The organism is Streptomyces sp. NBC_01497 (assembly GCF_036250695.1).
In the GTDB taxonomy this organism is placed as follows: Bacteria; Actinomycetota; Actinomycetes; order Streptomycetales; family Streptomycetaceae; genus Streptomyces.
The window spans coordinates 1,625,047-1,644,353 of record NZ_CP109427.1; the positions used below are offsets into that span (position 1 = coordinate 1,625,047).

Annotated in this window: 18 protein-coding genes; 6 read left to right on the forward strand and 12 right to left on the reverse strand. The window is 74.2% G+C overall.

Going from position 1 to position 19,307, the window contains the following annotated elements:
• Window positions 1–152 precede the first annotated feature (152 nt).
• A complete protein-coding gene (gene treZ / locus OG310_RS06960) occupies window positions 153–1,904 on the forward strand; it encodes a malto-oligosyltrehalose trehalohydrolase (RefSeq protein ID WP_329455001.1) in 1,752 nt (583 codons plus the stop codon).
• Between the two features lie 249 nt (window positions 1,905–2,153).
• On the opposite strand, the gene OG310_RS06965 is transcribed toward treZ, so the two are convergent.
• The 4 genes from OG310_RS06965 to OG310_RS06985 form a co-directional block, all read right to left on the reverse strand.
• A complete protein-coding gene (locus OG310_RS06965; protein WP_329455002.1) occupies window positions 2,154–3,314 on the reverse strand; it encodes an aminopeptidase P family protein in 1,161 nt (386 codons plus the stop codon).
• A gap of 215 nt (window positions 3,315–3,529) precedes the next feature.
• On the reverse strand, window positions 3,530–4,414 hold the full coding sequence (locus tag OG310_RS38515; protein WP_443078568.1) for a lectin: 885 nt from the start codon (window positions 4,412–4,414) through the stop codon (window positions 3,530–3,532).
• A gap of 380 nt (window positions 4,415–4,794) precedes the next feature.
• Complete coding sequence (locus OG310_RS06980; RefSeq protein WP_329455003.1) at window positions 4,795–5,754, reverse strand: DUF1444 family protein; 960 nt, start codon at window positions 5,752–5,754, stop codon at window positions 4,795–4,797.
• A gap of 305 nt (window positions 5,755–6,059) precedes the next feature.
• Entirely contained in the window at window positions 6,060–6,770 is a 711-nt protein-coding gene (locus tag OG310_RS06985; RefSeq protein WP_329455004.1) for a nucleoside/nucleotide kinase family protein, read from the reverse strand.
• A gap of 211 nt (window positions 6,771–6,981) precedes the next feature.
• Between OG310_RS06985 and OG310_RS06990 the strand changes: the two genes are divergently transcribed.
• Window positions 6,982–9,474, forward strand: a complete 2,493-nt coding sequence (locus OG310_RS06990) for a GTPase-associated protein 1-related protein (RefSeq protein ID WP_329455005.1) — start codon at window positions 6,982–6,984, stop codon at window positions 9,472–9,474.
• Window positions 9,475–9,811: 337 nt separating this feature from the next.
• Here the strand turns inward: OG310_RS06990 and msrB are convergent, their stop codons facing one another.
• From msrB to OG310_RS07010, 4 genes are all read right to left on the reverse strand, one after another.
• Window positions 9,812–10,237: a peptide-methionine (R)-S-oxide reductase MsrB gene (gene msrB / locus OG310_RS06995; protein ID WP_329455006.1), complete on the reverse strand. Its 426-nt coding sequence runs from the start codon at window positions 10,235–10,237 to the stop codon at window positions 9,812–9,814.
• 11 nt (window positions 10,238–10,248) lie between these two features.
• Window positions 10,249–11,661 carry a UDP-N-acetylmuramate--L-alanine ligase gene (murC, locus tag OG310_RS07000; RefSeq protein ID WP_329455007.1) on the reverse strand — a complete coding sequence of 471 codons (1,413 nt, stop codon included), beginning with the start codon at window positions 11,659–11,661 and terminating at the stop codon, window positions 10,249–10,251.
• Between the two features lie 65 nt (window positions 11,662–11,726).
• On the reverse strand, window positions 11,727–12,197 hold the full coding sequence (locus OG310_RS07005; RefSeq protein ID WP_329455008.1) for an indole-3-glycerol phosphate synthase: 471 nt from the start codon (window positions 12,195–12,197) through the stop codon (window positions 11,727–11,729).
• 173 nt (window positions 12,198–12,370) lie between these two features.
• A complete protein-coding gene (locus tag OG310_RS07010) occupies window positions 12,371–13,207 on the reverse strand; it encodes a pyrimidine reductase family protein (RefSeq protein ID WP_329455009.1) in 837 nt (278 codons plus the stop codon).
• A gap of 37 nt (window positions 13,208–13,244) precedes the next feature.
• Between OG310_RS07010 and zapE the strand changes: the two genes are divergently transcribed.
• The 3 genes from zapE to OG310_RS07025 all read left to right on the forward strand — a co-directional run bounded on the left by zapE (window position 13,245) and on the right by OG310_RS07025 (window position 15,834).
• A complete protein-coding gene (gene zapE, locus OG310_RS07015; RefSeq protein WP_329460057.1) occupies window positions 13,245–14,339 on the forward strand; it encodes a cell division protein ZapE in 1,095 nt (364 codons plus the stop codon).
• Between the two features lie 75 nt (window positions 14,340–14,414).
• Window positions 14,415–14,840, forward strand: coding sequence for an OsmC family protein (locus OG310_RS07020; RefSeq protein WP_329455010.1), 426 nt, complete (start codon window positions 14,415–14,417; stop codon window positions 14,838–14,840).
• A gap of 91 nt (window positions 14,841–14,931) precedes the next feature.
• Window positions 14,932–15,834 (forward strand): PPK2 family polyphosphate kinase, encoded by a 903-nt coding sequence (locus tag OG310_RS07025; protein WP_329455011.1) that lies wholly within the window; start codon window positions 14,932–14,934, stop codon window positions 15,832–15,834.
• A 74-nt stretch (window positions 15,835–15,908) separates the two neighbouring features.
• Here the strand turns inward: OG310_RS07025 and OG310_RS07030 are convergent, their stop codons facing one another.
• The 4 genes from OG310_RS07030 to OG310_RS07045 are packed head-to-tail and all read right to left on the reverse strand — an operon-like array spanning window position 15,909 to window position 18,364.
• A complete protein-coding gene (locus OG310_RS07030; RefSeq protein ID WP_329455012.1) occupies window positions 15,909–16,106 on the reverse strand; it encodes a hypothetical protein in 198 nt (65 codons plus the stop codon).
• Between the two features lie 32 nt (window positions 16,107–16,138).
• Window positions 16,139–16,807 carry an ABC transporter gene (locus tag OG310_RS07035; RefSeq protein WP_329455013.1) on the reverse strand — a complete coding sequence of 223 codons (669 nt, stop codon included), beginning with the start codon at window positions 16,805–16,807 and terminating at the stop codon, window positions 16,139–16,141.
• Window positions 16,804–17,661, reverse strand: coding sequence for an ABC transporter ATP-binding protein (locus OG310_RS07040; protein ID WP_329460058.1), 858 nt, complete (start codon window positions 17,659–17,661; stop codon window positions 16,804–16,806). Before OG310_RS07040 ends, OG310_RS07035 begins: the two co-directional genes overlap by 4 nt.
• Window positions 17,662–17,686: 25 nt before the next feature.
• A complete protein-coding gene (locus OG310_RS07045) occupies window positions 17,687–18,364 on the reverse strand; it encodes an AIM24 family protein (protein WP_329455014.1) in 678 nt (225 codons plus the stop codon).
• Window positions 18,365–18,426: 62 nt separating this feature from the next.
• On the opposite strand from OG310_RS07045, the gene OG310_RS07050 reads away from it, so the two are divergent.
• Window positions 18,427–19,161 carry a peptidyl-tRNA hydrolase gene (locus tag OG310_RS07050; RefSeq protein ID WP_329455015.1) on the forward strand — a complete coding sequence of 245 codons (735 nt, stop codon included), beginning with the start codon at window positions 18,427–18,429 and terminating at the stop codon, window positions 19,159–19,161.
• Window positions 19,162–19,307 lie beyond the last annotated feature (146 nt).

The following is a 19,307-nucleotide window of genomic DNA, read 5'->3' on the forward strand; positions in this document are numbered from 1 at the left end:
CCCGCGAAGGTCGCCGACGCGCCCCGCGGGAGCGGATTGCCCAGGTGCCGGGGTGGGGAACCTCCGGGCAGCTCGGCGCGCTGCCCCCGCGCGGGGCGGTGTGACTTGTCACCATGGGGGCACAGTGACGTGCGGACGAACGAGGGGGACCTGTGCTGTTCGAGGTGTGGGCGCCGAAGGCCGGCGAGGAGGTCGTGCTGCGACTCGACGGCGAGGACCTGCCGATGCGGCGCGATCAGGCCAGGGACGGCTGGTGGACGGCGGAGGCGCGGGCGGCGCCCGGCAGCCGGTACGGGTTCGCGCTGGACGGCGGGCCCGTCCTGCCCGACCCGCGCTCCCGGCGCCAGCCGGAGGGGCCCGACGGCCTGAGCGCGGTGGTCGGCGCGGAAGCGTACGTACAGCGGGTGGCATGGCCCGGCAGGCCCCTGCCCGGCGCGGTGCTCTACGAGCTGCACGTCGGCACGTACACGCGGGAGGGCACTCTGGACGCGGCCGCCGCCCGGTTGCCGGAACTCGCCGAACTGGGAATCACACACGTCGAGTTGATGCCCCTTTGTCCTTTCCCCGGCACCAACGGCTGGGGATACGAGGGGGTGTCGCTGTGGGCCGTGCACGAACCGTACGGCGGTCCGGAGGCGCTGGCCCGCTTCGTCGACGCGGCCCACGCGCTGGGGCTCGGTGTGGTCCTCGACGTGGTGCACAACCACCTCGGCCCGTCCGGCAACCATCTGCCCGCGTTCGGGCCGTACTTCACCGACACGCACCACACACCGTGGGGCGCGGCGGTGAACCTGGACGCGCCCGGGTCCGACGAGGTGCGGGCGTTCCTGCTGGGCAGCGCGCTCGCCTGGCTGCGCGACTACGGACTCGACGGGCTGCGCCTGGACGCGGTGCACGCGCTCGCCGACACCCGGGCGCTGACGTTCCTGGAGGAACTGTCGGCCGAGGTCGACCTGCTGGGCGCGGAGACGGGCCGGCCCCTGTTCCTGATCGCCGAGTCGGACCTGGGCGACCCGCGCACGACGACCCCCCGCCCGGCCGGCGGCCTCGGCCTGCACGCGCAGTGGAACGACGACTTCCATCACGCCCTGCACACCGCGCTCACCGGTGAATCGCAGGGCTACTACGCGGACTTCGCCCGGGCGCCACTGGCCGCACTCGCGAAGACACTGACGCGCGTGTTCTTTCACGACGGCACGTACTCCACGTTCCGCGGCAGGACGCACGGACGCCCCCTGGACCGCACGCGTGTCCCCGCACACCGCTTCCTCGGGTACGCGCAGACGCACGACCAGATCGGCAACCGCGCGCAGGGCGACCGGCTGTCGGCGACGCTCCCACCCGGCCTGCTGGCGTGCGCGGCGGCGCTCGTACTGACGGGGCCGCACACGCCCATGCTGTTCATGGGCGAGGAGTGGGGCGCGCGGACACCCTGGCAGTTCTTCACCGACCACACCGACCCGGAACTGGCCGAGGCCGTACGAAGCGGCAGGCGCCGGGAGTTCGCCGCGCACGGCTGGGCGGCGAAGGACATCCCCGACCCGCAGGACCCGGCGACCAGGGACCGCTCCTGCCTGGACCGCTCGGAGCGCGAACGCGAGCCGCACGCACGGCTGCTGGCCTGGTACCGGGAGCTGATCGCCCTGCGCTCCCGCGAGCCGGACCTGTCGGATCCGGACCTCGCGGCCGTGACCGTCGCCCACGACGAGGCGGAGCGCTGGCTGGCGTTTCGCCGGGGCGACCTGTCCGTCGTGGTGAACCTGTCGGACGCCGCCCGGGACATCCCGCTGGGGGCCGGTGTCCGGCGCCGGGTCCTGGCGTCGTTCGACGAGGTCGCGGCGCCGGACGGGACGGGTGTGCTGCACCTGCCGGGTGCGTGCGCGGTGGTCCTGGCGGACGCGTAGGCCGGTCCCGCCGCGCGCGTCCGCATGCCGAAGGCGGGCGGGGGCGAGGCGCGGCGGGCCGCGGCCCCCGCCGGACCAGACGACAGCGGCGACCCGCAGGACGAGGGGCGGCGGAGCGGGGACGTCCGCCGCCCGGACGGCTCGCCCCCGCGCCGGACCGCGTCCCCACGCAGGACCACGGCTGTCCCGCACGCGGACCCGGCTGCCCCCAGCGCTCCCGCGCTTCTCGTCCGCGCCCCCGCGAAGCGGCTACTCGACGACGGCCATCTCATGTGACGTGTTGTTGAAGCGGCGGCCACCCGTCGCGGTCGCCGTGACGATGTCCTCGATGCGCACGCCGAACCGGCCCGGCAGGTAGATCCCCGGCTCGATGGAGAAGCACATGCCGGCGACGACCGGGCGCTCCTCCCCCTCGATCATGTACGGCGGTTCGTGGGTGGTCACACCGATGCCGTGGCCGGTGCGATGGATGAAGTACGGGCCGTAGCCCGCGTCCTCGATCACCGCGCGCGCCGCCCGGTCCACGTCCTGGCAGGCGGCGCCCGGCTTCACCGCCTGGAACCCGGCCTCCTGCGCCGCGCGCACGGTGTCGTGGACGCGCCGCTCCTCGGCGGTCGGCTCGCCGACGTGCACGGTCCGGGTGGTGTCGGAGCCGTAGCCGTGCTTGAGCCCGCCGAAGTCGAGCACGACCATGTCGCCGGGCCCGATCACCCGCTCGCCGGCCTCGTGGTGCGGGTTGGCGCCGTTCGGCCCCGAACCGACGACGGTGAAGTCGACCTGCGTATGGCCGTGCGCCAGCAGCAGCGCGGCCAGGTCCGCCGCGATCTGCGACTCACGGCGCCCGGCGAAGCGCACCCGCAGGATCTCCTCGTACGCGGCGTCCGCCGCCGCCCCGGCCGCCGCGACCCGCGTGAGTTCCTGCTCGTCCTTGACTGCGCGCAGCATCGGCAGCGCGTCCGACAGCCCCCGGTACGAGGTCTCCGGCAGCGCCCGCTGCAGCGCGAGCAGGTGCAGTGACCACGCGTTGTCGCTGATCCCGAAGGCTCCCTCGGCATCGAGCCGGGACGCCGTCAGCGCGTACGGGTCCTCGGCGTCCGTCCAGGGCATCTGAGTGAGGGCGGGCGCGCCCGGCGCGCTGTCGGCGTCCGCCGCCTCCAGCGCGGGCACGACGAGACGGGGCTCACCGTCGACGGGTACGACGAGCAGCGTCATGCGCTCGGTGTCCGCGGTGGGCCGGTAGCCGGTGAGGTAGGTCAGGTCCGGGCCCGGCGCGACGAGGAGCCCCGCGAGGCCGGCCCCGGCGGCGGAGGCGGCGGCCCGTGCGAGGCGCGCGCGGTAGTCGTCGGCGGTGAAGGGGGCGGGGGTGAAGGAGGCCGGAGCGGACGCGGGTTCAGGTGCGGTGGAGGACATCCCCTCATGGTGCCAACGCCCCTCCGGCCACGCGAGTGCGGCGGGAGGGGCGGACGCGACGCGCCCCGTGAGCGGGCCGGGCCCGCGGTGAAGGGGGCGGCGGCAGCGCGGACGGGCACACGGACGCGGGAACACGACCGGGCAGGCGCCAGGGCGCCGGTCGAGACCCGGACGCCTGTGGTGACTCGGGGGCAGGTGGCGGCCCTGCGGCGGGTTCAGGCCGGCAAAATCCACTGCTGGTTCGAGCCGCCGAAGCACTGCCAGATCTGCAGCCGCGTCAGATTCGCCGTGCTGTTGTCCGTCGCGTCGAGGCACTTGCCCGACGCGGTGTTGACCAGCAGGTTGCCGGAGCCCGCGCGCCACTGCTGCGCTCCGGTGCCGTTGCACGTCCACAACTGGACCTTGGACCCGTCGGCCGTGGAACCTCCGGAGACGTCCAGGCACTTGCCGAGCGCGCGCAGAGTGCCGTCGCTTGCGACGGTCCAGCTCTGGGCGCCGGTTCCGTTGCACTGGTAGAGCTGGACGGCGGTGCCGTCCGCCGTGCCCGCCGCGTTGACGTCAACGCAGGTGCCGCCCGCACCGCGAACGGGACCGGTGGCGCCCGTGGGACCGCCGGGCGGGGTGCCCCCGCTGTCGCCCGACGCGGGGTCGACGTTCACCACGAAGTGGCCCGGGTCCGGCGAGATGGCGCCGATGCGGCGGAAGGCACCGTCGGTGAGGTCGATGCAGAACGGCTGGGACGGCGTCGCGGCGAACGTCCCGCGATCGTTGATCCGGACGGTCACCGAGGCGCCGTTGGCCGTGTTGGTCACCGTGACCATGGTGCCGAAGGGCAGTTGCGGGCTGAGACTCAGCGACGTCGCCGCGGTGAGGGCGTTCTCATCGAAGATCTCCCCGCTCGCGGTGTACGAGCCGGGCGGGATCTCGGCTCCGTAGTGGGTGGCCCAGCACGGCGACGGCATGCCGGGCACCGTGGAGGCGGCCGAGGTGCCGGAGGCCGCCGCGGACGTGACCGGCAGCAGGGTGAGGCCCAGCAGGCCGAGGAGGAGCACCAGGACGGCGAAGGGTCTGCGGACGGCGGAACAATCGAACAGGAGCATGACAAGCTGATCCTCTCGATACCGGAGCACGGGGCCGCGAGGGCCAGGAGGACGAGCACGAGGGGGTTGCCGAAGGACAAGGACAAGAACGACGGCACGGACACACACGGACGATCGCGGGCACGGACACGGACGGTCACGGGCACGGACAGGCGCGGGCGCTTTGGGGAAAGAAGCGGACGAACCCGCGGGGACCGTCCCCGTGGACCGGACCGACCGGACCGACCGGACCGACCGGACCGACCGGAGCGGAAGGACCGGAGCGGACGCGACCCCGGTGGATCCTCCCGCACGCCCGGGCCATTTCTACGCCGATACCCAACTCCCCAAACCTCAGGGGCAGATGATGGCCGACTCCGGCGGGCGGCAGTGGCCGGTTGTCAGCTGTGCGGCGGCTCCTGCGCCACCAGCCGCTCCAGTACCTCCTGGAAGTCCTCCCCCACCACGACCCGCAGGCCGTCGCCGTCCTCGTCCTTCTCGCTCAGCTGTGTGATCGTGCCACCCCGCCACCAGTAGACGTACGGGCTGATCGAACCCGGCGTGTCCTCGTACCCGGACGCCGCGAACATCGCCATGCCCGTCAGGGACGGGAGCACGCTCGCGTCGCGGATGACGTGGAAGGCCAGCTGGTGGCGGAACGGCATCGCGACGAGCGCGCCGTCCGCCGTGAGCCGCTGCCCGGTCGTCTGCCGGATCAGGGCCTCCAGCGCCAGGACGCGGCTCGCCGTGTAGAAGGAGTCGCCGACGACGACCTCGAAGCGCATGCCGTTGTCGTCCTTGACCGTCTCGCGGCCCTCGACCGGCAGCTCCCGCAGGTTGTCCATGGCACGCTCGCGCAGCTGCTCCGTCTCGCCGAGCCGGCCGAGCGCCTCGTCGGTCAGCATCATCACGGATTCCGGCAGGTCGAGGGCCAGCAGCTCGTACAGCCCCGGCGCCACGGACCGGGCATAGCCGAAGTTCTCCGCGTCCAGCCCCTCGCCGCTGATCACCCGCGGGTAGAGCTGCGCCCTGATCTGGGCGGGCGCCAGGGTGTCCAGCGCCGAGGGCCCGTCCACCGTGCGCAGCACCATCTCGGCGTGCCGCCTGGCCAGCTCTCCCCAGGCCCGGGGGCCGCGGTCGTCGTTGTGGCAGACGGCGGCGAGGTTGCCGAGGCCGAACTGCCGGCCCGCGTTGTCCACGACGGCCGCCTCGTACAGCGTCACCTCAAGGCCGTGCTCCGCGAACGCCTGACGCACCTGGGCACGAAAGTACGCGGCCTCGTCGACGGAGAAGAACGAGAACGCCCGGTCGCGGGGGGTGTCGCGCGGGTCACGCCGTGGTCCGCGCCGGAACAGCCGCACGCCGTGTCGCCTCCGTCCCTTGCGTCCTGCGCCTCTGCGTCCGCTCCCGCATCTGTGCCTTCCGCATCCGTGCCGTGTTCCGGTGCCGTCCCGCCGGGCGGTGCTCGCCGGGTGGCGGTTCTCCGCCGGTCGGTGGTCTCCCTGCCCTTTCGATGCTATGCCCAGTCCCGCGACACGCCGGAATCCGTTTCCTTACCGGTATCCACCGTGTCCTCGCCGGGATCGCGGGAGCCTGCCGGATCCCTCAGCGGCATCCGCGCGTTCGTGGCCGCGTTCACGCCAGGTCGGAAGCGGTATGCGGCGGCTCACCGCTCGCGTCCGCGGCCCTCCGCGTCCGGGCCGGGGTCCCCGGCATCCGGCTCCGGCGACGGGAACAGGTCCCCCGCCACGACCACGTCGGCCCGGTCCCGGCCCGCCTCGACGAGCCGCGCGTTCGCCTCGTCCGAGCGCGCCACCCACCGCTCGGCGAAGGAGCGCTCCTTCCCGAACCGCACATGCCGCTCGACCAGCCGCGCCACCCGTGCCTCCCGGTCCGGGTCGAGGAACCACACCTCGTCCAGCAGGGCGCGTACGGGCGCCCACGCCGCGTCGTCGTGCAGCAGGTAGTTGCCCTCGGTGACCACGAGCGGCACGCCGTACGGTACGGCGACGCTGCCCGCGACGGCCTCCTCCAGTGACCGCTCGAAGGCGGGCGCGTACACCACCTCGCCCGGCCGGGGCGCGCGCAGCCGCGCGAGCAGCGCCGCGTATCCGGCCGCGTCGAACGTGTCGGGCGCGCCCTTGCGTTCCGCCCTGCCGAGCCGCGTCAGCTCGGCCTGCGCGAGATGGAAGCCGTCCATGGGCACGAGGACGGCCGTACCCGCCCCGTACCGCTCCTCCAGCGCGTCGGCCAGTCGCCGTGCGAGCGTCGACTTCCCCGCGCCCGGTGCCCCCGCGATACCGAGCAGTGCCCGGCGGCCGGGGGTGACCAGAGCGTGGGCGCGGGCGACGAGCCCGTCGAACCGGTGTGCGTCCATGTCCGCGATTGTGACGGAGGCGGCCCGGACCCCGGCGGTGCGGGGGGCTGCTCGACTCCGCGACCCGCGATCTGAAAAGCTCTCCGCGAGGACTCCCTTCTCCCGCGCCGGCCACGCCGCCGAGCGCCCCGGCCGGACCGCCGTGCGCGGGCCCGAGCGGCAGCGGGGTCCGCACGGCGAACAGGGCACGAAGGTACGAAGGGTCCCGGGTATGAGCCTGGCGCAACTGCATTACACCTCGGCCCCCGAGGGCGGCTCCGACGCGCCCGGCCCACGGTTCACCGCCGTGGCACCCGGCGTGTCGCACGCCGTCCTGAAGGAGGTGGAGGCGCTGCTCGCGTACGAGCCGCCGCGGGACGCGCCACCGCATCCGTCCACGGCCGAACTGGCCGCCTTCCCCAGGACCTTGAGTCACAGTCTGCTGTCGGACGGCAGTCGTCTGCTGGCCCGATCGGTGTGCACCGGGGTGGATCACACCGGGCGCTGGTGTGCCTTCCACACCCATGCGGTGGTCATCCCGCCGGGCGATGGACTCCCGGGCGGGGCCCTGCCGTTCGCCGCGTGGGAGGACCCGCAGTGGGCCGACACGGCGCCGCTGGACGGCCGCATCGCGCCGCTGGCCGCGTTCCGGCCCTCCCCGGTGGCCGGGGGGCCGCTCGGCACCGGCGCGCTGACGGCCTTCGCCACCGTCAGGGCCGGGCGGCTCGCGGACTTCCTCGCCGCCGTAAGGGAGTTGTGCGAGGGGCGCCGCGCGCACACGGGCGGGCCGGCGGGACGGCTGTCGCGGCTGTTCCTGGTGGAGCGGGACAGCTCGGATGTGGCGCGCTGGCTCGCACTGGCGTCGGCCGCACTGCCGAGGGCGTACGCGGAGCGGCTGACGTTCACCACGTACACCCGGCGCCCGGGGCCCGCGCCGCAGCAGGTCGTCGGCGTACTGCCGCAGGACGCGGCGGCGCTGACGGGCCGCAGGGCCCAGGACGGCGGCGGGTCCCTGATATTCGACGGCACGCCGGGCAGCGGCCCCGCCGAGGGCGCCGACCCCACCGACACGACCGTCACCTGGGCCGCCACCGCCGCGCGGATCTGGTTGTCCGGCGCGCCGGAGGTCTTCGAGTCGGCGGACGCCCTGCCCGACGGCCGGCTCTCAGCGGGCGCCCTCGCCTGCGCCGCGCTCGCCGGCGGTGTCCTCCTCGGTCCCGACGCCCGCGCCGAGGCGGCCGCCTGGGCGCGGATGCACGCCCGCACCCTGGACGCTGCCCTGGTGGACCGGGTCGTGGCGGCGCTGTGCGCCCCGGCGGGTGAACACACGGCCAGCGAGGCGGGCGCGCTGGCCCGGCTGCTCGGCGCGCTCGGCATGACGGCCGCCGCCGGGACGACGGCGCCCCTGGGCGCCCTGGTGCTCACGCTGGCCGTGCGGATGCCGTCCGCGGTGCCCGAGCTGCCGGTGGCACGCCTGGCCGCGCTGCCCGCGGCGCTCAAGGACCGGCTCGCCGACGAGCTGGCGGAGGAGCTGCGGGCCGGGGTCGCGAGCGGCGGCGCTGCCGACGTCGCGGGCCCGCCGACGCTGCTGCGGGTGGCGGGCGTGCTCGGGGTGGACTGCGCGGACCTGCTGCCTGGCGTGGCGGGCAAGCTGGCGGGTGCGCTGCTCGCCGACCCGGAGGGCGCCTGGGGACCGGCCGTGGAGGCGGTGCTCGACGAGCAGTTCGAGCTGCGGACAGAGCTGCTGAGCGCGCTCGACGACCGGGCGGCGGACGACCCGGTCAACGCGGCCCGGCTGGCGGCGACGGCCCCGCTGGAGCTGACGGGCGTTCAGGCGCTGCCGCATCTGCGGATGTGCGCGGGTGCGCCCTGGCTGCCAGGGCCGGACGGGGACCGGGTCGGCGCGCTGAACGCGGCGCTGCGCGCTTCCGGCGTCTCGCCGCTCGCGGAGCCCCTGGTGCTGCGGACGGCGGTGCGGCTGGTGTGGGGCGAGGGGCTCCCGACGGCCGCCGAGGCGCGTCGGATGCTGGACGGGACGGGCTCCGACGCGCACCGCGTGGCGGGCACCTGGCAGGTCCTGGTGCGCGCGGCCCTGGAGGCACCGGCCGCCGACGACCAGGCCCCGGCGCTCGCCCCCGACCTGCTGCGCTGTTTCCCCGACACGCTCCGCCCCGGGCCGCGCTGCGCGCTGGGGCTGCTGGAGTTCGCGGGGGCGCTGGCGGCGGGCCGGGCGCCCGCGCCCTGGGTGGAGCGGGCCTTGTCGCTGCGCGAGGCAGCGGAGCGGCACGAGCCGGTCGCACCGGCCGTGCTGGAGCGGCTCGCCTCGACGCTGGCATGCCGGCTGCTGTCCGAGGACCGTCCCGACGGAGAGCTGTACGCGCTGATCCACCGCGGGGACCCGGCCCTGCTCGCCGCGTACGCGGCCATGGCGCGCACGGACCGGGTACGGGCCCGGCTGCGGAGCGTCCCCTCGTACACGGCGGACTGTTTCGTCGCCTGGACCTCACTGCCCGGCGCCACGCGCGCGTGGGACGAGACGCGGACGACGCTGCTGGAGAAGGTGGCACGGCCGGCCGTGCGGGCGCTGCCCGCGGCCGATCTGGCGGCCCTGGAGCAGTATCTCGAAGGCGCGGGCGCGCACCGTGCGGAGGAGTTCCGCGTCTGGCAGCGGGAGTCCGCGCTCAGCCGGCTCGGCCGCCGGCTCGGCGGGCTCGGCCGGCGCTGAGCGGCCGCTCCGGGGCCCGGGACCGCCGTGGAAGCGGCAGGTCCACAGGTCCGAAGCCCTGGACCGGCCGGGGCGACGGCACGCCGAGCGGGTGGCCGTGGTCCCGTCAGGGAGCCGCGACGGGCCGGCAGGTAGCGGCACGCGCACCGCACACGACCGGGCGGGGCCGTGTGGGGCGAGCGCGCGACGACGTATCCGCGCCGCCCCCGGCCGTCCTGACGCCTCTCGTCGCGCGCCCGCCCGTTCCCGACCCGCGCACGGCGAGGGGCCGTCCCCTCGAAAGAGGACGGCCCCTCGTGCGGCGGCCGGACGCGCGCGACGCGCGTCCGGCTCCCGCTCAGCTCCCGTCGGGCGTGAGCTTCAGCGAGATGCTGTTGATGCAGTAGCGCAGGTCCGTCGGGGTGGCGTACCCCTCGCCCTTGAAGACGTGCCCCAGGTGCGATCCGCAGTCGGAGCACCGCACCTCGGTACGGACCATGCCGTACGAGTTGTCGTCGATCAGCTCCACGGCGTCGCTGTCCTTCGGGTCGAAGAACGACGGCCAGCCGCAGTGCGACTCGAACTTCGTGTCGGAGCGGAACAGCTCGGCTCCGCATGCCCGGCAGGAATAGACACCCTCGGTCTTGGTGTCCGTGTACTCACCGGTGAAGGCCGGCTCGGTGGCCGCTTCGCGCAGCACCGCGTACTCCTTGTCGGACAACTCCGAACGCCACTGCTCGTCCGGCTTGACGACGTCGTATGCCTTCTTGATTCCGGATGCCACGGAGTCTCCCTTCAGTCGGTGAGGCGGGCGAGGATGCGCGGACCGAGGTCCGTGACGTCACCCGCCCCCATGGTGAGAACGAGGTCGCCACCCCCTGTCATTCCCGCCACCAGGTCCGCCACCGTGTCCTTGTCGTGCACCTCTGTGACCTGCGCTCCCGCCGCCCGCGCCGCGTCCGCGACCAGGGCGCTGGTGACACCGGGCAGCGGGTCCTCACGCGCCGGGTAGATGTCCAGGACCGCGGACGCGTCGGCGAGCGCCAGTGCCTCGCCCATCTCCCGGCCGAGTTCCTGCGTACGGGAGAAGAGGTGGGGCTGGAAGACGACGACGAGCCGCGCCCCGTCGGGCAGTGCCGTGCGCATCGCCTCCAGGTCGGCGGTCATCTCCGTCGGGTGGTGCGCGTACGAGTCGACGACGCGCACCCCGCCGGCCTCGCCCTTGAGCTGGAGGCGGCGGCCGACCCCGGTGTAGGAGCCGAGCGCCGACGCCAGGCCCTCGGCGGGAACGCCGAGCGCGCTGCCCGCGACGAGCGCGGCGACCGCGTTGGTGGCGTAGTGGCGGCCGGGCACGGACACCCCGAAGGCCAGCTCGGCGCCGTCCATGAGGACGGTGACCCGGCTCGTCAGCCCGTCCGCTTCGATGGAGAGGATGCGCACGTCGGCGTCGTCGGCGAGTCCGTAGGTGACGATGCGCGGCGCGGCGGTCCCGCCCGCCTCCCGGATCCGCCGGGTCAGCTCGACGGCGCCCGCCTGGTCGGCGGAGATCACCAGCGTGCCGCCCGGGACGATCTTGGCGGCGAACTTCTGGAAGGATTCGTGGATCTCGTCCATCGACGCGTAGTTCGCGTGGTGGTCGAGTTCCGCGTTGAGGACGATCGCGACCTCGGGGTCGTACTTCTGGAAGCTCCGGTCGCTCTCGTCCGCCTCGGCCACGAAGATCTCGCCGTCGCCGTGGGACGCGTTGGTGCCGGGTCCGGAGAGGTCCCCGCCGATCGCGTACGACGGGTCGAGGCCGAGGCGGCCGAGTGCGACGGCCAGCATCGAGGTGGTGGTCGTCTTGCCGTGCGTACCGGCGACGGCGAGAGCCCGCCCGCCGGCCATCACCGAGGCCAGCGCGTCGGAGCGGTGCACCACGGGGACGGACAGCTCGGCGGCCCGCACCAGCTCCGGGTTGTCCGCGCGGATGGCGCTGGAGACGACGACACAGGTGGCGTCCTTCGCGAGGTGCGCGGCGTCGTGCCCGATGTGCACGGTCACGCCGAGCGCCCGCAGCGCGTCGGCGGTGGCCGACTCCTTGGCGTCGCTGCCCGCGACCTTGGCACCGCGCTGGGCGAGGATCTTCGCGATGCCCGACATGCCCGCACCGCCGATGCCGATGAAGTGCGGCCGTTCCATGGCGGCCGGGATGCCGGTGGCGGATGCCATACGTCTCTCCAGTACGGGGGGTCGCGCGAGGACCTGACAGGTCAGGTCATGGGTCGCGCCTCACCCTATTCGCTGTGCGCGAAGAGTTTGAGCACCGGTACGCCGACCTGGTGCCGCGCCCGCGACGCCCAGTCGCGGTGGAAGAACTCCTCCACGTAGTGCGGTTCCGTCAGGACCACGACCTCGTCCGCCTTGGTGTCCTCGACGACGGCCTTCAGCCGGTCCAGCGGGGTCTGCTCGACGATCTGGCCGGTGGCCTCGGAGCCCGTGGCGCGCAGCGCCGTGATGGTGTGGGCGAGAGCGACCTCGGCGGGGTGTCTTGCCTCCCGGCCCTCCGGCTCCTCGCCCTCCTGCGCGGCCTCCCTGAGCTCGCCGAAGGCGACGTCGTCGATGGCGCGCAGCAGCACGTCGGCCTGGTCGCCGCGGGGCTGCATGAGCACCACGAAGGACACTTGCTGATCACCGTGGAGCGTCGTCACGAACTCCACGTCCTCGGGCGTCAGGGCCTTCTCGATCATCAGTACGCTCGTGAACACGACAGGCGCCCTTCCGTCCGTCCTCGTGGACCGCAGCCGCGGCCCACTGCTGAAACCATCCTTCCCCGCCGTGGCGGGGGATCGGATTTAGTCTGCCCAGCCGGAGCTAAGCGGAACGATAAATTCCGTCGGATGGTACCGAGCGGGTCTCGAAAATCCGTTCCCCAGCTCCACTACCCCTGATCGCGGGAGATCCACGGGGCATTCGACCGGGCGTACCTGCAGAACAGAAAACCGTCCTCCGCCAGCAGCGACACCGGTTCGAACCGGGCGGGCACCTCGGGCCCCGGTCCGCCCGCGATGCGCTGCGCGCCGCCCGCCGCCAGCAGCGGCGCCAGCGTCAGGCACAGCTCGTCCAGCACCCCCGCCGCCACGAACTGGCCGAGCAGCCGGGGCCCGCCCTCCGTGAGCAGCCGGGTGTGGCCGCGCTCACCGAGCATCCGCACGGCCCGCGCCGGGTCCACGCCCGTGCCGTCCCCGGCGACCACCACGTCCGCGCCCGCCCGCTCGGCGGCCCGCAGCCGCTCGGAGGGCGCGGCGGCGCCCGTCAGCACCAGCGTCGGCGCGAGCGGTGAGGTGAAGAGCGGCAGCGAGAAGTCCAGGTCCGCACTGGCCGTGACCACGGCGATGGCGGGCGCGGCCCCCTGCCCCGCCGCGGCGCGCCGGGCCGCGAACGCCTCCCGGGCGCGGGCGGGCCGGTAGCCCTCCAGCCGTACGGTCTCCGCGCCGACGACGACGACATCCGTCAGCGCCCGCAGCACCCCGAAGACGCGCATGTCGGCGGCCGACGAGATGGTGCCCGAGCGGCCCTCGTGCTGCGCCGCGCCGTCCAGCGTCGCGACCATGTTCCCGCGCAGCCAGGGCCCGCCGTCCGCCCGCTCCGGGTAGGCGTAGGCGTCGGCGAGTTCGTCCAGCGTCCACTCCCGGTCGCCGTCCGGGGCGCCCGGACGAGGGACGGCCGTCGCCCCGGCCGCGGATGTCTGATCGGTCACAGGGAACAGGCGTCGCATGCGAAGCAGTCTGGTCGGACTCCTAGAGTTGAGCAATGTGACCTCCTCCTTCGCCGCCGCCGGAGCCTCCGGCACCGCGGCTGCCCCCCTCTCGCTGTGCGCCCGCTCCCCGCACGTACCGGCCGACCGGCTCGTCGCCGAGATGGTGCCGCCGCCGCGCTTCGACTCCGTACGCTTCGACACGTACGTCCCCGACCCCGGCCGGCCCAGCCAGGCCGAGGCGGTCGAGGTGCTGCGGGGCTTCGCCGCGGGCCTCGACGGAGGCACGGGGGCGGGCGCGGCCGGGAGCGGGCGGCGCTGGTTCGCCCGTAAGCCGGTGGCGCCGGCCGGGCCGCGCGGCGTCTACCTGGACGGCGGCTACGGCGTCGGCAAGACCCACCTGCTGGCGTCGCTGTGGCACGCGACGCCCGCAGAACCGGACCGCAAGGCGTTCGGCACTTTCGTGGAGCTGACGAACCTGGTCGGCGCGCTGGGCTTCCAGGAGACCGTCCGGACGCTGAGCGGGCACCGGCTGCTGTGCATCGACGAGTTCGAGCTCGACGACCCCGGGGACACCGTCCTCGTGTCCACCCTGCTCGCCCGGCTGGTCGAGGCGGGTGTGGCGCTGGCCGCGACCTCCAACACGCTGCCGGGCAAGCTCGGAGAGGGCCGCTTCGCCTCAGCGGACTTCCTGCGGGAGATCCAGGGCCTGTCCGCGCGCTTCCGGCCGGTCCGCATCGACGGCGAGGACTACCGCCACCGCGGGCTGCCCGCGGCACCGGCACCCTACCCGCCCGAGAAGGTCACCTCGCTGGCGCGGCGGACGGCCGGGGCGAGCCTGGACACCTTCCCCGACCTGCTCGGCCATCTCGCCACCGTCCACCCGAGCCGGTACGGGGCGCTGACGGAGGGACTGAGCGCGGTCTGCCTGACCGATGTGGGCCCGGTGCCCGACCAGTCCAAGGCCCTGCGGCTCGTGGTGCTCGCCGACCGGCTGTACGACCGCGAGATACCGGTCGTCGCGTCGGGCGTCCCCTTCGACCAGCTGTTCGGCGAGGAGATGCTGGGCGGCGGCTACCGCAAGAAGTACTTCCGGGCGATCTCCCGCCTCACGGCCCTGGCGAGGGAAGCGGAGAAACTGATCACCGAGTAGGTTCGGGGACCGGGTAGTTCTTCGAACCGTACGGAACCGACCGGAGCCGTACGCCACCAGAGAAAGGGTTCCACCATGGCCACCACGCGCCAGGCACACACCGTCTGGGAGGGCAACCTCCTCAAGGGTGCCGGCTCCATCACGTTCGACTCCTCCGGCATCGCCCAGCAGCCGGTCACCTGGGCCTCCCGCGCGGAGGAGGCCAACGGCAAGACCAGCCCCGAGGAACTGATCGCCGCCGCCCACTCCAGCTGCTTCTCGATGGCGCTCTCGAACGGCCTCGACAAGGCGGGCACGCCGCCCACCAAGCTCACCACTCAGGCCGACGTCACCTTCCAGCCCGGCACCGGCATCACCGGCATCCACCTCAGTGTGCAGGGCGAGGTCCCGGGCCTGGACGAGGCCGACTTCGTGAAGGCCGCCGAGGACGCCAAGGCGAACTGCCCGGTGAGCCAGGCCCTCTCCGGCACCACGATCACGCTGAGCGCGTCGCTCGCCTGATCCCCCGCGGCCACGGGAGACCCGGTGCGCGGCTCGCGCCCCGGGTCTTTTCGTCGCATCCTCAAGGAGACACGGGACGGAAGGGTGCGCCATGGCGAAGAAGCAGCCGGCCGGCAAGGGCGAGGGGGCCGGCAAGGGCCCGGCGCGGCGCGAGCCGTCGCTGAGCGACCTGCTGCGTCTTGCGCCGGGCGAGGCCGTCGACCTCTCCGCGTACGACGCCCGCGCCACCCCGGGCGGCCCGAAGGGCAAGGCCGCGGGCAAGAAGGACATGGCGGCGCTGGCGGAGCCGCTGGGCGGGCTCCAGGAGCGGCTGTACGCGGCGAGCACCGCGGGTGACACCCGGCGGCTGCTGCTCGTGCTCCAGGGCATGGACACCAGCGGCAAGGACGGCACGATCAAGCACGTGATCGGCCTGTTCAACCCGGCGGGCTGCCGGATCAGGGCCTTCAAGGAGCCCACCCACGAGGAGCTGTCCCACCCGTTCCTGTGGCGCGTCAAGCGCGCCCTCCCGCAGTCCGGCGAGATCGGCATCTTCAACCGCTCGCATTACGAGGACGTGGTGGTGGCGCGGGTGCGCGGGCTCGTGCCGCACCGCGACATCCGCCGCCGTTACGGCCAGATCAACCGCTTCGAGCGGTCACTGGCCGACCGGGGCGTGAGCGTGGTGAAGGTCTTCCTGCACATCAGCTACGAGGAGCAGCGCGAACGGCTGCTCGCCCGTCTCGACAACCCCGACAAGCACTGGAAGTTCAGCGAGGGGGACCTCGCCGACCGGGCCCTGTGGCCGGACTTCCACCGCGCCTACGAGACGGCCCTGACCCGCTGCGGCACCGAGGCGTCCCCCTGGTACCTGGTCCCCGCCGATCGCAAGTGGTACCGGAACTGGGCGATCAGCACGATCCTGCGCGAGCACCTGGAAGCGATGGACCCGCACTATCCGCCGGCCGACTTCGATGTGGCCAGGGCCCGGGAGAAGCTGCGCTCGATGGGCTGACCGGCGGGCGGGCAGCGCCGTGGCCCGCCGGACCGTGACGCGCTCCGGCCGGACCGGAGCGCCGCGGAGCCCGGTCAGCCCGAGCAGGCGAGGCGCTGCCCCTCCTGCCACTCGCAGACGGGGCACAGTGTGGCCCCCTTCGTCGTCTGCGGGTACTCCGTGGGCTCGCCGCACAGCACGCAGTCCGCGTACGCGACGTCTGATGCGGCCGCGTCGGACCTGCTCGCGCCCGTCGCCCCGGCCCGTTCCCGCTCCGCGATTCGCTCGGTCATGGCTCCAGCGTACGACCGGTCCCGGTCCCGGTTCAGGAGCGGCGGACGGCGACCCGGCGGGCGAGTGCGACCGCCGCGGCGCCCACGGCCACGGCGGCGGTCAGCGCGGCCAGCGGTACGCGCACCGTCCCGCTGAGCGAACCGGTGACCAGATCGGTGACCGCGTACTTGGCGGGCGAGCCGGTGACGACCAGGGCGAGCACGGCGAACAGCAGCGTCAGCGCGAGGGACCAGCCCCGGGCGGACAGCACGGGACGGTTGCCCAGGGCGCCCACCGCGAGGCCGACGAGGACGCAGGTGGCCGCCGCCACCAGCCCGGCCGGAGCCGCGGCCGTCCGCGAGACATGGACGGTGAGGTCCGCGTTCCTCGGCGCGCTGATCGCCACGATCAGGGCCGTGGCCGGGAGCCCGAGGGCCGCCGAGACCACGAGGGCCGCCAGCAGCGACGCGGTGTGCGTGGCGGCGGTGCCCCGCGCGGCGGCGGTCACGGCGCGGGCCGCGGCGGGTTCCTGGGTGACGCAGACCCGTACGAACCAGGCCGTGACCGGCACCAGCGCGGCGGCGGCCAGGCCCAGCGAGTCGAGCACGGGCCTCCCGCTGCCGACTCCCGCGCCGAGGACCGCCAGGTACGTCAGCAGGGGCGCGAGCCAGCGCTGCGAGCGCAGCAGCAGGGCGAGTTGGTAGCGCAGCAGCGCGGTCATGCGACGGGTCGCCTCTCGGCCTCGTGCAGGGCGTGGACGTGCCAGGGCGGCCGCGCCGTCAGCAGCGCCCGCAGCAGCGCGTCGGAGTGCGCGGCCGGGACGGTGAGCCGGAACGTGCCGTCGGGCAGGTGCTCGCGTACGGGGTGTCCCGGCAGCCCGCCGGGCGGTTCGGCGCCGGGTGCGGACGTCACGAGGACGCTCACCCGCGGCGCGGAGGCGTCCGCCGCGCCGCCGGCGCCCGCCTCGACGACGGGCGCCACGGTGTCCCCGACGACGCGGTACACGGCGTCGGGGACACCCGCGAGCCGCGCCGGGTCGTGGTCGACGAAGACGACGGCGCCGCCCGCGGCGGCGCGCTCTGCGACGGCCCGGTCCAGTTCCGCGCGGGCCGCCGTGTCGAGCCCCGTCCATGCCTCGTCCAGGACGAGCAGTTCGGGCCCGGCGGCCAGCGCCTGGGCGACGGCGACCTTCTGGCTGGTGCCCTTGGACAGCTCCGCCAGCGGCGTACGGGCCTGGGACGCGGCACCGAACCTCTCCAGCCACTCGGCGGCCCGCGCCGTCGCGACGGGTCCCGGGAGGCCGTGCACGCGGCCGAGATGCGTGAGGTACCCGGCCGCCGTGAACGGGAGGGCCACCGCGAACCGTTCGGGCACGTAGGCGGTGCGCGGCCGGCCGGTGACCCGGCCCGTGGACGGCGCGTCGATGCCCGCGAGCAGCCGCAGCAGCGTGGACTTCCCGCTGCCGTTGACGCCCTGGACGCGTACGACGGTGCCCGCGTCCAGAGCGAGTTCGACCCCGCGCAGCACCCAGCGCCCGCGCGGTCCGTAGCGGCGCCCGACGGCGCTGAGCCCGATCACGGGCGTGGAGCGCGGCACGGACTCAGTGGGAACCGCTCGGCGCGGGCGTGGCCTCGCTGGGCCGGACGATGACGAACCCCTCGCCCTGGAGCATCAGCTGCACGGCCTCGCCGGAGCCGCCACGGATCATGGAGCCGACGGACTGCGAGCGGTGCAGGGACGTGTTCAGCTGCGCGCTCCAGCCGACGACGGCGTCGGTGTCCACGTACACGGGCTGCTGGGCGGAGACGGGGATGACGATCGGGTTGCCCTCGCAGATCACGGCGAGCTTCCCGGAGCCCGTGAAGAGACTGTTGAAGAGGCCTCCGCCGGTCATGCCCGCGCCCTTGACCATCTTGATCTCGTAGCTGAGCGTCGGATCGAAGCACAGGACGTTGCGCCCGTTTATGGTCAGCGCGTCGCCCTGCTCGATCTCGACGATGAAGCAGTTGGCGGCCTCGTGGGCGAACCAGGCCTCTCCCTGGCCCCGGACTGCCATGAGCGGCAGGCCCTCGCCGGTGATGGCGCGCTTGAGCATGCCGCCGACGCCCTGGCCCTTCCGCTCGAACTGGAGGTTCCCGCGGTAGGCGATCATGGCCCCCTGCCGGGCGTGCATCTCACCGTTGACGACGTACTTGACCGATTTGGCGTTCTGGAGCGTCATGCCGGGGGTCGTGGGCTGCTGGGCGAGGTGCTCGGTGGCGAAGAGATCGCTTTTCATGGGAGGCATCGTCACCCGGAGCCACAAATTCCGCCAAGAAAGCCACCTGAGAGAATTCACGGGTGACCACTGACCCGAACACCGACCCCCGCGATCCCGGCGCCCCCGGGGACGACGATCCGCGGGACGAGGCCCCCCAGTTCGTCCTGCCCCTGGTGCTGCGCCTGGAGCGGGCGACCCCGCCGTCGCGCACGGACGCGCTGGAGACGGCGGCGCGCGCGGTCCTCACCATCCTGTCCGACGAGCGCTCGCTCGGCGAGGGCGAATGGGCGGCGGCCATGCGTGACTGGCAGGACGCCCGCATCCGCAAAGTGGTCCGCAGGGCACGCGGCGCGGAGTGGCGCAAGGCCGGGGAACTGGCGGGGATCACGGTGACGGGCACCCGGCCCGACGACCCGGCCGAGGTCCGCGTCTTCCCGCCGATCCCGCTCGACGGCTGGCCCAAGGACCTGGCCAAGCTGCAGGTCTCCGGCACGGAACTCGAAGCCGACGCGGGCGGGCCGCCGCCCGCGCCGTCCGTTCCCGTGCTGTGGCTCAACCCGCACCTGAGCATGTCGGCGGGCAAGGCCTGCGCCCAGGCGGGCCACGGCGCCCAACTGGCCTGGTGGGCGCTGCCCGAGGCCGACCGGGAGGCGTGGCGCGCCGCGGACTTCACCCTGGCGGCCCGGGTCGCGACGCCACAGGCGTGGCGGGCCCTGCTGGCGAGCGGACTGCCGCTGGTGCAGGACGCGGGCTTCACGGAGATCGCCCCGGGCAGCGCCACGGTGATCGCCGACCATCCGGCGCTGCGGCGGTAGGGCGCGACCGGCGCACGTCCGCGGAGTCGCTCCGGTGCCCACCGGCCCGCCCGGGCACCGCGAAGTGTGCACCGCCGAACTGCGCACGCCGTACGGGGACCGCTCATGCCACGGGGCCGGCCCCGCACCCAGGAGTGCGGGGCCCG